The organism is Sphingobium trunci (assembly GCF_022664535.1).
Classification (GTDB): Bacteria; Pseudomonadota; Alphaproteobacteria; order Sphingomonadales; family Sphingomonadaceae; genus Sphingobium.
This window is the reverse complement of record NZ_JAKUJY010000002.1, coordinates 266,921-280,901: the sequence shown is the minus strand read 5'-3', so window position 1 is coordinate 280,901 and position 13,981 is coordinate 266,921. Positions and strand designations below refer to the sequence as shown.

At 65.6% G+C, this 13,981-nt stretch carries 13 protein-coding genes and 1 other RNA gene; 12 read left to right on the top strand and 2 right to left on the bottom strand.

Annotated features, from left to right (window positions below):
• Positions 1 to 4 precede the first annotated feature (4 nt).
• From MJ601_RS03420 to MJ601_RS03405, 4 genes are read left to right on the top strand one after another with little or no spacing between them, the layout of a single operon-like run.
• Positions 5 to 703: a biotin--[acetyl-CoA-carboxylase] ligase gene (locus MJ601_RS03420; RefSeq protein ID WP_348635553.1), complete on the top strand. Its 699-nt coding sequence runs from the start codon at positions 5 to 7 to the stop codon at positions 701 to 703.
• A gap of 15 nt (positions 704 to 718) precedes the next feature.
• Positions 719 to 1,501 carry a type III pantothenate kinase gene (locus MJ601_RS03415; RefSeq protein WP_242123249.1) on the top strand — a complete coding sequence of 261 codons (783 nt, stop codon included), beginning with the start codon at positions 719 to 721 and terminating at the stop codon, positions 1,499 to 1,501.
• Complete coding sequence (locus MJ601_RS03410; protein ID WP_242123247.1) at positions 1,498 to 3,135, top strand: ribonuclease J; 1,638 nt, start codon at positions 1,498 to 1,500, stop codon at positions 3,133 to 3,135. Before MJ601_RS03415 ends, MJ601_RS03410 begins: the two co-directional genes overlap by 4 nt.
• Positions 3,136 to 3,146: 11 nt before the next feature.
• A complete protein-coding gene (locus MJ601_RS03405) occupies positions 3,147 to 3,407 on the top strand; it encodes a DUF1467 family protein (RefSeq protein ID WP_242123245.1) in 261 nt (86 codons plus the stop codon).
• A 3-nt stretch (positions 3,408 to 3,410) separates the two neighbouring features.
• On the opposite strand, the gene MJ601_RS03400 is transcribed toward MJ601_RS03405, so the two are convergent.
• A complete protein-coding gene (locus MJ601_RS03400) occupies positions 3,411 to 4,163 on the bottom strand; it encodes an NRDE family protein (RefSeq protein WP_242123243.1) in 753 nt (250 codons plus the stop codon).
• Positions 4,164 to 4,185: 22 nt separating this feature from the next.
• Between MJ601_RS03400 and ssrA the strand changes: the two genes are divergently transcribed.
• Both ssrA and MJ601_RS03390 read left to right on the top strand, forming a co-directional pair.
• Positions 4,186 to 4,532, top strand: a transfer-messenger RNA (tmRNA) gene (ssrA, locus tag MJ601_RS03395).
• Positions 4,533 to 4,759: 227 nt separating this feature from the next.
• A complete protein-coding gene (locus MJ601_RS03390) occupies positions 4,760 to 6,187 on the top strand; it encodes a CYTH and CHAD domain-containing protein (protein ID WP_242123241.1) in 1,428 nt (475 codons plus the stop codon).
• Here MJ601_RS03390 and MJ601_RS03385 read toward each other — a convergent pair whose 3' ends face one another.
• A complete protein-coding gene (locus tag MJ601_RS03385; protein ID WP_242123239.1) occupies positions 6,188 to 6,835 on the bottom strand; it encodes a prolyl hydroxylase family protein in 648 nt (215 codons plus the stop codon).
• Between the two features lie 183 nt (positions 6,836 to 7,018).
• On the opposite strand from MJ601_RS03385, the gene MJ601_RS03380 reads away from it, so the two are divergent.
• The 6 genes from MJ601_RS03380 (at position 7,019) to MJ601_RS03355 (ending at position 13,973) form a co-directional block, all read left to right on the top strand.
• Positions 7,019 to 7,846, top strand: coding sequence for a type II secretion system protein N (locus MJ601_RS03380; protein WP_242123237.1), 828 nt, complete (start codon positions 7,019 to 7,021; stop codon positions 7,844 to 7,846).
• Positions 7,843 to 10,026 (top strand): type II secretion system secretin GspD, encoded by a 2,184-nt coding sequence (gene gspD, locus MJ601_RS03375; protein ID WP_242123235.1) that lies wholly within the window; start codon positions 7,843 to 7,845, stop codon positions 10,024 to 10,026. Before MJ601_RS03380 ends, gspD begins: the two co-directional genes overlap by 4 nt.
• Positions 10,023 to 11,570 carry a type II secretion system ATPase GspE gene (gene gspE, locus MJ601_RS03370; RefSeq protein WP_348635550.1) on the top strand — a complete coding sequence of 516 codons (1,548 nt, stop codon included), beginning with the start codon at positions 10,023 to 10,025 and terminating at the stop codon, positions 11,568 to 11,570. Before gspD ends, gspE begins: the two co-directional genes overlap by 4 nt.
• Positions 11,563 to 12,780 carry a type II secretion system inner membrane protein GspF gene (gspF, locus tag MJ601_RS03365; RefSeq protein WP_242123232.1) on the top strand — a complete coding sequence of 406 codons (1,218 nt, stop codon included), beginning with the start codon at positions 11,563 to 11,565 and terminating at the stop codon, positions 12,778 to 12,780. The genes gspE and gspF overlap by 8 nt, the downstream gene beginning before the upstream one ends.
• 184 nt (positions 12,781 to 12,964) lie before the next feature.
• Positions 12,965 to 13,432 carry a type II secretion system major pseudopilin GspG gene (gene gspG / locus MJ601_RS03360; RefSeq protein ID WP_242123330.1) on the top strand — a complete coding sequence of 156 codons (468 nt, stop codon included), beginning with the start codon at positions 12,965 to 12,967 and terminating at the stop codon, positions 13,430 to 13,432.
• A gap of 58 nt (positions 13,433 to 13,490) precedes the next feature.
• Positions 13,491 to 13,973, top strand: coding sequence for a GspH/FimT family pseudopilin (locus MJ601_RS03355; RefSeq protein WP_348635549.1), 483 nt, complete (start codon positions 13,491 to 13,493; stop codon positions 13,971 to 13,973).
• Positions 13,974 to 13,981 lie beyond the last annotated feature (8 nt).

The window sequence follows — 13,981 nt, the reverse complement described above, 5'->3', positions numbered from 1 at the left end:
CGACATCCGCTTCGTCGAGGAGACCGGCTCCACCAACGCCGACATGCTGGCCATGGTGGAGCAGGGCGTTTCCGAAGGCACATGGCTGCGCGCCGGTCGGCAGACGGGCGGGCGCGGCCGGATGGGGCGGACCTGGGAGTCGGTAGGCGGCAATCTCTATTGCTCGACCGTGGTTCGGCTGAACCCGAACGATCCCCTGCCGCATAGTCTGGCGCTGGTGGCGGCCAATGCCGTCCATGCGCTGGTCGCCCCCCTCTGCGACGGGCAGGCGCGGATCAAATGGCCCAATGATGTGCTGGTCGACGGCGCGAAGATAGCGGGCATCCTGCTGGAGCGATCGGGCGATGCGATCGTCGTCGGCATCGGCATCAACGTGACCAGCCATCCCGAAGGACTGGATCGCCCGGTGACAAGCCTGTTCGCGCAGGGCGCGACGGAGGCGGAAGCGGGCGCGCTGCTGGAACGGCTGGCCCAGCTTTTCGCGCATTGGCTCGCGGTCTGGCGGGCGCAGGGGCTGGAACCGGTGCGGGCGCACTGGCTGCTGAATGCCCATCCGTCCGGCACGTCGATGCGCGTGGTGCAACCCGATGGCGAGATCGTCGAGGGCACGTTCGACACGCTCGACCGGCAGGGCATGCTGATCCTGCGCTTGGCGAACGGGCAGAGCCGTGCCATTCATGCCGGCGATATCCTTCTCATTTGAAATCGGGGACCGGCCATGCTTCTCGCGATCGACGCGGGTAACACCAATGTGGTTTTTGCGCTGCTCGAAGGACGGGAAATCCGCTCGCGCTGGCGGATCGCCACCGATCCGCGACGCACGGCGGACGAATATGCGGTCTGGCTGAACCAGTTGCTGACGCTGGAGGGATACAGGATCGCCGATGTGGAGGCGGTCATCATCGCGACCGTCGTGCCGCGTGCGCTCCACAATCTTCAGGTGCTGGCGGAAAAATATTTCAAGACGACGCCGCTCGTCGCGGGGCAGGCGCCGGTGGAATGGGGCGTCGCGCTGGACGTGGATGAACCGGCCTCGGTCGGCGCGGACCGGGTTGTAAATGCCATCGCCGCCCACCATCTGTATGAAGGCGATCTGATCGTCATCGACTTCGGCACGGCGACGACCTTCGACGTGATCGATTATCATGGCGCCTACAAGGGCGGCATCATCGCGCCGGGCATCAACCTGTCGCTGGACGCGCTGGTCGCGGCGGCGGCCAAGCTGCCCAAGATCGCGATCGAGCCGCCGGAGAACCGGTCGGTGATCGGCCGCACCACGGCGGACGCGATGCATATCGGCGTCTTCTGGGGCTATGTGGCGATGATGGAGGGGCTGGTGGCCCGCATGCGCGCGGAAATCGGCCGCCCCGCCAAAGTGATTTCGACGGGGGGACTGGCCGTCCTCTTCGACGAGAATAGCGATATTTTCGATGCGATCGCGCCCGATCTGACGATCCTGGGCCTCGCATTGCTGTATGAACGGAGTTTGAAAACAGAATGATACCTGGAAATGAGCTGATCTTCCTGGCCCTTGGCGGGTCGGGGGAGATCGGCATGAACGTCAATCTCTACGGTTGTCAGGGCAAATGGGTGATGGTCGATCTGGGCCTGACCTTTGCCGATCCGGCCTATCCCGGCGTGGAGCTGGTGCTGCCGGACCTCGCCTTTATCGAGGAGCGCAAGGACGACCTGCTCGGCATCGTGCTGACCCATGGGCATGAGGACCATATCGGCGCCATCCCCTATCTGGCGGCGGACCTGGGGGTGCCGCTCTATGCGACCCCGTTCACGGCGGGCCTGATCCGGCAGAAGCTGGAGGAGGAGGGGCTGACGCAAGAGGTCGAACTGAACGTCATCGACAATGAGGGCAGCTTCGCGCTGGGGCCGTTCGGCTTCCGTTATGTGCCGCTGGCCCATTCGATTCCCGAAGGCAATGCGGTGCTGATCGACACCCCCTATGGGAAGGTGTTCCACACCGGCGACTGGAAGCTGGACGAGACCCCGCTGCTCGGCCAGCCCTCGACGCCCGAGGAACTGACGGCGATCGGCGACGAGGGCGTGCTGGCGCTGGTGTGCGACAGCACCAATGTCTTCAACCCGCAGGCGAGCGGTTCCGAAGGTGATGTGCGCGAAGGGCTGATGCAGACGATCCGGGGCGCCAGGGGACGCGTGCTGGTCACGACCTTTGCATCCAATGCCGCGCGCTTGCAGACGCTGGGTGAGGTGGCCAATGCCGTGGGACGCAAGCTCTGCGTCGCCGGGCGGTCGCTCGACCGGATCATCTCGACCGCGCGAACCGCAGGCTATCTCAGCGATTTTCCGCCGACCGTCGATTGGGACGATGCGATGGCGTTGCCGCATAATGAGGTGATGATCATCGCCACGGGCGGCCAGGGCGAGGCGCGGGCGGCCTTGTCCCGGATCGCGTTCGACAGCCATCCGATCAAGCTGGACGAAGGCGATATGGTCGTCTTCTCCTCCAAGCAGATTCCGGGCAATGAGATCGCCATCGGGCGCATCCAGAATGCACTGGCGGCCAAGGGCGTGCTGATGGTGACGGATCGCCAGGCGGAGGTCCATGTGTCGGGCCATCCGGGGCGGCCGGAACTGGAGGCCATGTATCGCTGGGTGCGGCCGCAGATCCTGCTGCCGGTGCATGGCGAGCGACGGCATATGGCGGAACAGGCGCGGCTGGGCCTTGCCAGCGGCGTGCCGAGCGCCGTCGTGCAGTCCAATGGCGATCTGCTGAGGCTGGCGCCGAACGGGCCGGAGATCATCGGCAATGAGGCGACCGGGCGGCTGGTGCTGGACGGGGACGTCATCCTGCCCGCGGACGGATCGACCATGAACGAGCGGCGCAAGATTTCGCTGCATGGACAGATCAGCGTGGCCGTGGCGCTGGACGGCAAGGGCCGGGTGATCGGGACGCCCGCGCTGCGGACGCAGGGCGTGCCGGTCGAGGAAGACAAGACCGCATTCCTGGAGGAAGCCGCCGAGGAAGCCGTGGGCGCGGTCGTCAAGGGATCGCAGGAGGAAGAGGCGCTGCGCGAACGGGTACGGCTGGCGGTGCGCCGCACGGCAACGCGCTGGACGGGCAAGAAACCGGTGGTGGACGTGCTGCTCATTCGCGCCTAAATCCGACGTCCATGAACTGGTACGCCATCTTCGCCATCTATGTGCTGTTCTGGACGATCAGCGCGTTCATCGTCCTCCCCTTCGGCATTCGCACGCCGGATGAAACGGGCGAGATATTGCTGAAGGGGCAGGCGGACAGCGCGCCCAGCAATTTCCGGCCGGGCGTCGTCGTGCTGAGGGCGACGATCCTGTCGGCGGTGCTGTTCGGCCTATATTATGCCAATTATGTCGAAGGCTGGGTCACGCTGGAGCGTTGGACGCATATCAGCTGAGGATCATGGGGACGGCCAGGAAAAATCGAGCCTGGTGCGTCCATTTTCCTCACCCTGTGCGTCGAACCGGCGTTCGGTGATGATGCCCTTCCCTTCCATGTCGATGGCGATGACGGTGCTGCATCGCGTGCCATAAAGTGGATTGCGGATGAAAATCGGCGAGATGGCCGCTTCGTCCGGGATATCGGAGGGGGCGTCGGGCGTCAGGCCCGCGTCCGGCAGATTTTCGATACGGAGGGCACCGAACAGCATTTCGGGCTGCTCCGCGCCTGCCACCAGCCAGTCGAGCAGCGCTGATTTGAGAGCGAGCGTCTTGGGCCATGGCGCGTCGAGCGTGCCGTTCGACAGGCCGTAGACGCCCGGCGTCAGATGGGTATGGACCGGATGCGGCCGGTTGGTGAGGAAATGGGCCTGATCCGGGGACAGGAGGATCAGGTTGAAGGGATTATAGTCGTCGAGCGCCGCCGTTTCCGGATCGGCGCCCTCCAGCAGGTCCGTCACCAACGCGCCGCGGGAGACGCGATCGGCGCGCGGATCGCCATAGCCGCGCAAATTGGTGATGATGGCCGCGCGGCCCCCTTCCGATATGCCGAGCCAGGTGCCGCCCGATTGCAGGTCGCGCCCGGCGATCAGCGACGGCGATTCGTCCCAGCGCGCCAGCGGCGCGGCGGGACGGGCATGGAATTCGTCGCGGTTGCCGATCAGGATCAGCCGCCAGCGGGGATGGACTCCCCACGCCATGGCCATGATGCACATCCGTTTTCCCTCCACGCTTCGCCGACTTGATAAACGCTCCGGCTCTCTCCATATAGGCCCGTGCCGGGTTCGCCCGGCTATGGTGATAAATCGTGTCGTGCAATAGGCGCAGCGGACCCGGGGGCAGTACCCGGCGGCTCCACCACAAATCCCGTTTCCGGACGGGGTCTTTGACGGGGCCGAACTAGGATCGACGTGTGTTGAAAAGCGGTGCCTTCACCCGGCCTGAGTACGCCGTAAAAAGGTTCAAAACTCACAAGTGCCAACGATAACGAGGCTCTTGCTCTTGCTGCGTAATTGATGGCCTCACGGCCGGACATTACTCAAAAAGAACGCGGTTGAACCCACCGGGCAACAGAAGGGAATTCAGCGGCCGCCGGAGGGGCCGGGCAACAGAACCCTCCGGACCCTTTCCCTGAAATTTATATTCCTGCGCGTGCGCCGGATGCGTGCCCTTTGACGGCTCGTTCAATGGCTGCCCGCGCCGGGCGGACGTGGACCTTTCCGATTTCCATTCCATTTCCGAATCTTTGTCTCCCCTGCCGGGTTCGTGATACAGGCGGTCTGCTATCGGCCGGAGCCATGGGAAAACGCGGATGAGCCGGGAAATCGAGCTGAAGCTGGAATTGGCGCGCGAAGCGGCGGATGCTTTCGCGGGACTGGCGCTGCTGCCCGGCGAGAGCGAAGTGGCGGATCTGCGGGCCGTCTATTTCGATACGCCGCAGCGGGATCTGGCGCAGCGGGGCGTCACCCTGCGCATCCGGCGGTCGGGGGATCGTCTGGTCCAGACGGTGAAGGCGGATGGCGACGGCGGCGCCGGGCTGTTCGCGCGGGCCGAATGGGAAATGCCGGTTGCGGGCGACATGCCGGTGTTGGATGCGCGCACGCCGGTCGCGGCGATGCTGGGGGAGGCGGTCGAAACCATCGAACCTGTCTTCCATGTTGATGTCGAGCGGCGCACATGGATCGTCAGCCCGCCGCATGCCGAGATCGAACTGGTGCTGGACCGGGGGCAGGTCAGCGCGGGGGAGAGGCAGGCGCCGGTCTGCGAGATCGAACTGGAACTCAAGGCAGGCGAACCGGCCGCCCTGTTCCATCTGGCGCGGCGGATCGATGGGGAAATTCCGGTCCGGCTGGGCGTCCTCCCCAAATCGGAGCGCGGCTACAGGCTGCGTGATGCGGTCAGCGCGGCGGTGAAGGCGGAGCCGGTGATGCTCGATGCGTCGGCGACCGTGGGCGAGGCCTTCGCGCGGATCGTATCGGCCTGCATGCGTCATTATCGGCTGAACGAGGCGCTGCTGTTCGATCATTATGAGCCCAGGGCGCTTCACCAGGCGCGCGTGGCGATCCGGCGGCTGCGGTCGGCCCTGTCCCTGTTCAGGCCGTTGCTGGCCGATGCGGACCTGGCGCGTTTCCAGGGCGAACTCAAATGGCTGGCCGGGATGCTGGGGGAGGCGCGCAACCTGGACGTGCTGGCCGAGCGGATCGGAGCGAAAGAACTGCGCCAACGGCTGGAGACGGTTCGAACCGAGGCGCATGAGCGTGTCGGCCAATGGTTGCAGTCGGCCAGGGTGCGAGCCTTGATGATCGATCTGGCGGAGTGGCTGGCGCTGGGCGCCGTGCGGGATGAAGGGCCGGCGGCGGATTTCGCGGCGAAGCGGCTGCGCAAGCTCCATCGCCGGATCGCGAAAGAGGGTTCGCATCTGGAAAGATTGTCCGACGCGGCGCGGCATGAAGTGCGCAAGGATGCGAAGAAGCTGCGCTATGGGTCGGAATTTTTCGCCGGGCTGTTTGCCGGAAGGAAACAGCGGCGGCGGCAGGCCCGGTTCATCGCGGCGCTGGAGAAGATGCAGGAGGGGCTGGGAACGCTCAACGACCTCGTTTCGGCGCCGGAGATCCTGGCGCGGCATGGGTTGGATGGCGGGGATGCGGTCGCGGTGCCACCGAAGAAGAAGCGCAAACTTCTGTCCGCGACTGCCGGTGCGCAGGAGACGCTGGCGCAGGCCAGGCCCTTCTGGACCTGATCAGCGCCAGGGCTTCTCCCGATACCATTTGGTGATGATATGCTTGACGCCGCTGCGCACCTTCATGCCATGATGGATGCTGGCGGGGTTGCAGGTGCCGGGCGACAGGCGGTTGTTCCAGGCGAGCAGCTTGCCGGGTTCTGGCTGTATCGTCTTGCCGATCCGGGTGAAGCGGGTCGCCCCGCCCGCTAAGGGTTCGTCCAGATAGACCATCAGCGTCCAGGTGCGGTTGCCCGCGACCGAGCAATATCGGGCGTAATCGGCGCCATCCGGTTCGAAATAATCGGTATGGGCCTTGAATTCCTGACCGGCGGCATAGCGCTGGCCCTGGATCGGTTCGCCATAGGCCGGATCGATGCCCGAAAAGGCGGCGAGCTTCGCATCGATCGCGGCGATGAAGGGATCGGCCGCATCCAGATCGCAGGTTTCGCTGGTGCGGAAATATCCGTCGCCATTGGCGTCCGCGATGGTGGATGGACGGCGTCCGGCGTCGATCCGCTCGATCAGTTCGGCGCATTCTCCCGGACACAGAAAGCCGCGCTGGATGAACAGGGCAAGATCGCGGCTGGGTACGCGCTGGACGCGGGGATGGGACGCGATCCAGGCGGGATCGGCGTCCGGTGCGCAAGGGGGCAGGCTGTCGGCCATGATGAGTCCTGAAAGAGCCGTCGCCAGGCGGGAAAAGCCGGTCTTTGCTATTCCTCATCGCTTGAAATGCAAGTGCCGTCGCTTCCGGCGTTGCGCTCGTAACGAAAGCGTCACACAACCGTCATCCGGCAGTAAAACCAGTTTCCTAGCAGGCGCCGGTATCAAGGGGGATTGCCACAGCTCATGCGCGTGCCTTTTGGCCACAATATCCGGAATTTGGGCGGGCGGCTCCGGCCGATCGACTGGTTGTCGGGGGTGGAAAAGCTTTTGCTGGGCCTTGTGGCGGTGCAATGCGCGCGGCTGGTCTGGGTGCTGCTGACCCCGGTCGGCAGCTTCGGCCCCTGGGAAGGGCGGCAGGCGCAACTGCTTTCCATGACGGAACGGCAGGCCCTGTTCGCGAGCTTCGACCCCTTCTTCCGCAGCGGTGCGCAACAGCAGGGTGGCGGCGTGGTGACGTCGCTGGCGCTGAAGGTCTATGGCATCAGGCTGAACGAGGGGTCCGGGCTGGGTTCGGCGATCGTGGCCGGGCCGGACGGCGTGCAGAACAGCTTTGCCGTGGGTGAGGAGATCATGCCCGGCGTCAGGCTGAAGGCAGTGGCCTTCGACCATATCACCATCGATCGCGGCGGTGCGGAGGAACAGGTTTTCCTCGACCAGTCGCAGCCCGTGCCGGCCGCCGCGCCCGCGGGGGGAGCGGCTGCCGGTCCCCCGTCCCCCGTCCCCGGCATCGACAATCCGACCGCCGACAGTCTGAAGCGCGACATCGGCTACACCCCCCGGACGCAGAATGGGCGCGTCACCGGCCTTATCCTGACGGCTAGGGGGCCGGCTTTCCAGAATGCCGGTTTCATGCCGGGCGATATCGTCACCCAGGTCGATGGCCAGCCTGTCGGCTCGATGGATGACCTTCAGGCGTTGCAGGGCAAGATCATGCCCGGCGCGCATATTTCCCTGACGGTGGAGCGCGGCGCCGCCGTCTCCTCGGTCAATCTGACTCTGCAGGGCCAATGACCAGAAAATTGCTTCTTTCCGCCGCCACGGCCCTCGCTCTGGCAGCACCCCTGGCTTCGCCCGCCATGGCGCAGCAGACGCTGAACGTGCGCGATGCCGATATCCGGGCCTTCATTCAGGACGCCGCGCGGGTGACGGGGCGAACCTTCATCATCGACAATCGGGTGCAGGGTAAGGTGTCGGTGGTGACGGACCGGCCTTTGTCGCGATCGGAATATTTCGAGATTTTCCTGTCTACGCTGCGTGCCAACGGGCTGGTGGCCGTGCCCGCGCCGGGCGGGGCCTATCGTATTCAGCCCGCCGATGGCGCGGCCGGGCAGCCCAGCGCCGTGGGCAGCGCGGCCAATCGCAACCAGTTCGTGACGGAGGTTTTCCGCCTGCGATCGATCGATGCGGCAAGTGCCCTGGAAACGCTGCGGCCGCTGATCAGCAAGGAAGGGTCGGTGACCGCCAATCGCGCGGGCAACAGCGTGGTGGTGGCGGATTATGCCGACAATATCGGGCGCATCCGGCAGGTCATTGCGCGGATCGACCGGGACACGGCTTCGACCACCACCGTGTTGCTGAAAAATGCCGGGGCGCGGGAAATCGCGACCTCCTTGCAGGCTCTGGTGACGACCGGCGGGGAGGGCGCGGCCAAGCCCGCGACCATCGTGCCGGTCGACAGCAGCAATGCGGTGGCGATCCGGGGCGACGCAGGCACGGTGGCCCGGCTGGCGCAGATGGCGCGCGACCTTGACCGGCAGGCGGCGGCGGGCACGGAAATCCGCGTCTACTGGCTGGAACATGCCGATGCGGAAAAGCTGCTCCCGGTGTTGCAGCAGTTGATCGGGCAGTCGGCCACCTCGACGGTGACGTCATCCACGCCTGCGGCGGGAACCGCGCCGTCGGCCGTGCCCGCCGTTTCCTCTTCGGTGGCGGCGGGGTCCGGCGCATCGGGCGGCAGCGGGATTTCGACGCGCGGCCCGGCCATCGTCACCCGCTACGAGGGCGCCAACGCGATCATCGTCGCGGCCAACAGCGATGTGCAGCGGATGCTGGGCGAGACCATCCGGCAGATCGACACCCGCCGCGAACAGGTGCTGGTGGAGGCGATCATCGTCGAGATCAGCGATGCCGCCGCCAAGAAGCTGGGCGTGCAGTTCCTGATCGGCAGCACCTCGACCGGCTTTGCCGCGACCAACTATTCCAATGCCTCGCCCAATCTGCTGACGCTGGCAGGGGCGGTGGCGGCCAACCGGCTGGGAACGACCAGCACGACGGTGGTTGCCGCCGACGGAACGACCACCACGACCGAAACCCAGACCAACAGCGATCTTGCCAGTTCGCTCCAGCAGGCGGCGGTCAACAGCCTTTCCAGCGCGACGGGCATCATCGGCGGCCTTGGCACGCAGATCGGCAGGAACGGCATATTCGGGGCGATCATCAATGCGGTGAAGTCCGACACCAACAGCAATATCCTCTCCACGCCGTCGATCATGACGCTGGACAATCAGAAGGCATCGATCCTTGTCGGACAGCAGGTGCCGGTGACGACCGGCGAGGCGCTGTCCCAGAATTTCGACAACCAGTTCCGCACCGTGCAGCGGCAGGATGTCGGCATCAAGCTGGAGGTGAAGCCCCAGATCAACACCGGCGGCGCGATCAAGCTGTTCCTGAAGCAGGAGGTGTCGAGCGTCGCCGGGCCGGTTTCCAGCAGCAACAGCGATCTCATCATCAACAAGCGCGAGATCGAGACGACCGTCACCGTCGACGATGGCGATATATTGGCGCTGGGCGGATTGCTGGACGACAATGAACGGCGGACCATCGAGCGCATACCGCTGCTGTCCGACATTCCGGGCATTGGCGAACTGTTCAAGTCGCGGTCGAAGAGCCGGACCAAGACGAACCTGATGGTCTTCATCCGGCCGACCATATTGCGATCGAAGGAAGATGCGCAGAAGCTGACGCAGCAGCGCTATGGCTATGTTCGCGGCATGCAGTTGCAGCGCAACCCCGATGCGGAACCCAGCATCGACGAGCTGGTGCGCGACTATATGGGGGCGACGCCACCCGCCGCGGCGCAGCCGGGCGATGCCGTGGTGCAGCCGCCCGCCGAGATCATCGAGCCGACCGCCCGCCAGTCGAGCGGCGTCGTGCGTCCCGTGGAGAGTCCGGCAAGCGAGGGTAAGCCGTGAGCGAAACGATTGCCGCGCAGACCGATCCTGTTCCCCCCCATGTGGCGCCGCGGGTGGTCGACATACCCTATGTCTTCGCGCGAAGGCATGGCGTGGTCATGTTGCCGCCGGAGGGCGACCGGCTGGCCATAGCAATGCGCGAGGGCAGCGATCCGCGCGTGCTGCTGGAGGTGCGGCGGCATCTGGCGCGCAGCTTCGATGTGCGCTTCGTCGACGGGTCGCAGTTCGATCGGCATCTGTCCGATCATTATGCAATGGAGGGCAGCGCGGCCGCCATGGCGGGTTCCCTCGACGTGGGCGCGGACGAGCTGGACATGCTGGCTGCCGATATCCCGACGGCGGACGATCTGCTCGACAGCGCGGACGATGCGCCGGCCATTCGCCTGATCAACGGCATCATTGCCGAGGCGGCGCGGCAGGGCGTGTCCGACATTCATATCGAGCCGTACGAAACCGGCCTGATCGTGCGGATGCGCGTCGACGGCGTGCTGCGCGAGACGTTGCGGATGCCGCCCCATGTCGCGCCCGTGGTGGTCAGCCGCGTCAAGGTCATGGCGCGGCTCGACATTGCCGAGCGGCGCGTGCCGCAGGACGGGCGGATCGGGCTGACGCTGGGGGGCAAGCTGCTCGACGTGCGCGTCTCGACCCTGCCGAGCCGGGCGGGCGAGCGGGTGGTGCTGCGTATCCTGGACAAGGAGAATGCGGGCATGAACCTCGACCTGCTGGGCATGGCGGGGGCGGCGGACCGGATATTCCGGGAGGGTTTGCAGGAGCCGAACGGGATCATCCTGGTCACCGGGCCGACCGGTTCGGGCAAGACGACGACGCTTTATGCCGGGCTGCGGCAGCTCAATGACGGGACGCTCAATATCCTGACCGTGGAGGATCCGGTCGAATATGCGATCGAGGGCGTCGGCCAGACCCAGGTGAATGCCAAGGTCGGGCTGACCTTCGCTGCGGGCTTGCGCGCCATCCTGCGGCAGGACCCCGACGTGGTGATGGTCGGCGAAATCCGCGACCGGGAGACGGCGGAGATCGCGGTGCAGGCCTCGCTGACGGGGCATCTGGTGCTGTCGACCGTGCACACCAATGATGCCGTCGGTGCGATTACGCGGATGCGGGACATGCGGGTGGAGCCTTTCCTTCTCGCCTCGACGCTGCGCGCCGTCATCGCGCAGCGGCTGGTGCGGCGGCTGTGCCAGCATTGCCGGGAGCCGGTGCAGGCGGACAAGTCGGCCAGCGCCCTGCTGGGCTTCGACCCCGGCACGATCATCTATCGCGCGCGGGGGTGCGATGATTGCAACGGCTCCGGTTACAAGGGCCGGATCGGCGTGTTCGAGGCGATCCGGGTGGATGACACGATCCGGCGGCTGATCAACGATGGCGGCGATGAATCGCTGATCGCGCGCCATGCCTTTCTGAACGCGCCCAACCTGGGGTCGGCGGCGCGGGCCCTTGTGCGTGATGGCCAGACCACTGCGGAGGAAGCCATCCGCGTATCGCGGCGGGACGCGGCGGAGGTGGAAACCATCGCCGATGGCTGAATTTGACTATATCGCCATCGAGCCCGCGGGCAAGGAGCGCAAGGGGGCGATCAAGGCCGAGACGGTCGAGGATGCTCGGGCGAAGCTGGATGCGCGCAAGCTGTTCATCGTGGGGATCGAGCCGGGGGCGGTGGAAAGGGCGCGCAAGCGGGCCGGATTGTCGCTGCGGGCGCCGCGCCTGTCGGCCAAGGAACTGACGCTGTTCACGCGGCAGCTTTCCACGCTGATCCAGGTCAGTCCATTGGAGGAATCGCTGCGCACCATCGGGCGGCAGAGCGAGCAGCTCCATGTCCGCGCTATCATCGGCAAGGTCCATTCCGGCGTGCTGGAAGGCCGGCGGCTGGCCGATGCCCTGGGCGCGGAGCCGAAAAGCTTTCCGCCGCTCTATCGCGCGATGGTGTCGGCGGGCGAGAGTTCGGGCAGTCTGCCCACGATCATGGAGCGGCTCTCCGACCTCATGGAGCGGCAGGCGGTGATCCGTTCGAAGGTGTTGACCGCCATCGCCTATCCCAGCGTGCTGGCGACCTTTGCCGTCTGCGTGGTCGCCGCGCTGATGATCTTCGTCGTGCCCAAGGTGGTCGAGCAGTTCGATACGGTCGGGCAGCAATTGCCGCTGCTGACGCGGATGGTGATGGGGATTTCGGCCTTTCTGGCCGGTTACTGGTGGTTGCTGCTGATCCTGATCGGCCTTTGCGCTTTCGGTTTCTGGCGGGCGCTCAGGGTCGAAAGCTTCCGCTATCGCTTCGATTCCCTGCTGTTGCGACTGCCGCTTCTGGGGCGGCTCATCCGTGATCTTCATGCCGCGCGGATGGCGCGCACGCTGTCCACCATGGTGGCGAGCCGTCTGCCGCTGATGGAGGGTCTGTCGCTCACCACGCAGACGGTTCACAACCGGGTGCTGCGCCAGGCTTCGGAGGAAATTGTCGAGGCCATCCGTGGCGGCGGCAGCCTGTCGGCGGCGCTGCGGCGGGCGGGGGTGTTTCCGCCCCTGCTGGTCTATCTGGCGGCCAGCGGCGAGAGTGCGGGGCGGCTCGACACCATGCTGGAGCGGGCGGCGGATTATCTGGAGCGGGAATTCGACAGCTTCACCTCCGCCGCGCTCGCCATGCTGGAGCCGGTCATCATCATACTGATGGGCGGCATTGTCGCCGTCATCATCCTGTCTATCCTGCTGCCCATCCTGCAATTGCAGAGCCTTACCGGGGCCTGAAGGAGTGTTTATGCGTAAAGTCCTTTCCCTCCGTCATTCCCGAAAAAGCGGGAACCCATCTCCGGACCTCACCCCGAGGTCCGAGGTACGGGACATGGATTCCCGTCCCTGCGGGGATGAAGACAAGGGTGCGGACGGAGAGAGCGGCTTCATCCCCGGCCGGCGTTCCGCCGAACACGGCTTCATGTTTTCGCGGCGTTCCGCCGAACACGGCTTCACGTCCTTGAGGCGTTCCGCCGAAAACGGCTTCACGCTGGTCGAACTGATGGTCGTGATCGTCATCATCGGCCTGCTGGCGACGATCGTGGCGATCAATGTCATCCCGGCGACCGATACCGCGCGGGTGGAGAAGGCCAAGGCCGACATCGCCACCATCGAACAGGCGCTGGAGCAATATCGGCTCGATAACCTCGCCTATCCGTCGGCGACGGACGGCTTGCAGGCGCTTCTGAACCCGCCCGCCTCGCTGGCCCAGCCGCAGCGCTATCGGCGGGGAGGCTATATCAAGAAGCTGCCCAACGATCCCTGGGGCCGGGCCTATCGCTATACCGTGCCCGGCAAGAAGGGTGCGTTCGACATCAGTTCGCTGGGCGCGGACGGCCAGCCGGGCGGCGAGAATGAAAATGCCGACATCTATTCCAGCGAGCTTTGATCGCCCGCAGGCAGGTTTCATGTCCTTGAGGCGTTCCGCCCAACAGGGCTTCCTCCCTTTGAGGCGTTCCGCCCAACAGGGCTTCACGCTTTCGCGGCGTTCCGCCCAACAGGGCTTCACGCTGATCGAGCTGATGGTCGTCCTGACGATCATCGGCTTCATTTCGGCGGCGGTGGTGTTTGCGATCCCCGATCCGCGCGGGCGGGTGATCGAGGATGCCGACCGCTTCGCCGCGCGCGTTGCCGCCGCGCGCGACGAAGCGGTCGTCACCGCCCGTCCCATGGGGGTGTGGGTTTCCGCCTCGGGCTATGGTTTCCAGCGCCGTGACGGGGCCGCCTGGGTGGCTGTGGAAGACAAGCCCTTCGTCACCACCCGCTGGAAGGGCGGTACGCAGGCGCTGGTGGGGAAGGACGGGCGGCAGCAGATCGGTTTCGACGGTACCGGCCTTCCCACCGATCCCATGACGCTGACCCTGGCGCGCGAGGGCGAACGGGTGTCGGTGACCGTCGACACGGCCGGGAAGGTCATGGTCGGTGGATAGTTACGCTT

Bases quoted from the DNA above. Each gene is read 5' to 3' on its own strand.
- MJ601_RS03380 (WP_242123237.1), top strand. From the start codon at position 7,019: ATGCGCGTGCCTTTTGGCCACAATATCCGGAATTTGGGCGGGCGGCTC.
- gspG (WP_242123330.1), top strand. From the start codon at position 12,965: ATGTTTTCGCGGCGTTCCGCCGAACACGGCTTCACGTCCTTGAGGCGT.
- MJ601_RS03400 (WP_242123243.1), bottom strand. From the start codon at position 4,163: ATGTGCATCATGGCCATGGCGTGGGGAGTCCATCCCCGCTGGCGGCTG.
- MJ601_RS03390 (WP_242123241.1), top strand. From the start codon at position 4,760: ATGAGCCGGGAAATCGAGCTGAAGCTGGAATTGGCGCGCGAAGCGGCG.
- MJ601_RS03385 (WP_242123239.1), bottom strand. From the start codon at position 6,835: ATGGCCGACAGCCTGCCCCCTTGCGCACCGGACGCCGATCCCGCCTGG.
- MJ601_RS03415 (WP_242123249.1), top strand. From the start codon at position 719: ATGCTTCTCGCGATCGACGCGGGTAACACCAATGTGGTTTTTGCGCTG.
- gspF (WP_242123232.1), top strand. From the start codon at position 11,563: ATGGCTGAATTTGACTATATCGCCATCGAGCCCGCGGGCAAGGAGCGC.
- MJ601_RS03410 (WP_242123247.1), top strand. From the start codon at position 1,498: ATGATACCTGGAAATGAGCTGATCTTCCTGGCCCTTGGCGGGTCGGGG.
- MJ601_RS03405 (WP_242123245.1), top strand. From the start codon at position 3,147: ATGAACTGGTACGCCATCTTCGCCATCTATGTGCTGTTCTGGACGATC.
- gspD (WP_242123235.1), top strand. From the start codon at position 7,843: ATGACCAGAAAATTGCTTCTTTCCGCCGCCACGGCCCTCGCTCTGGCA.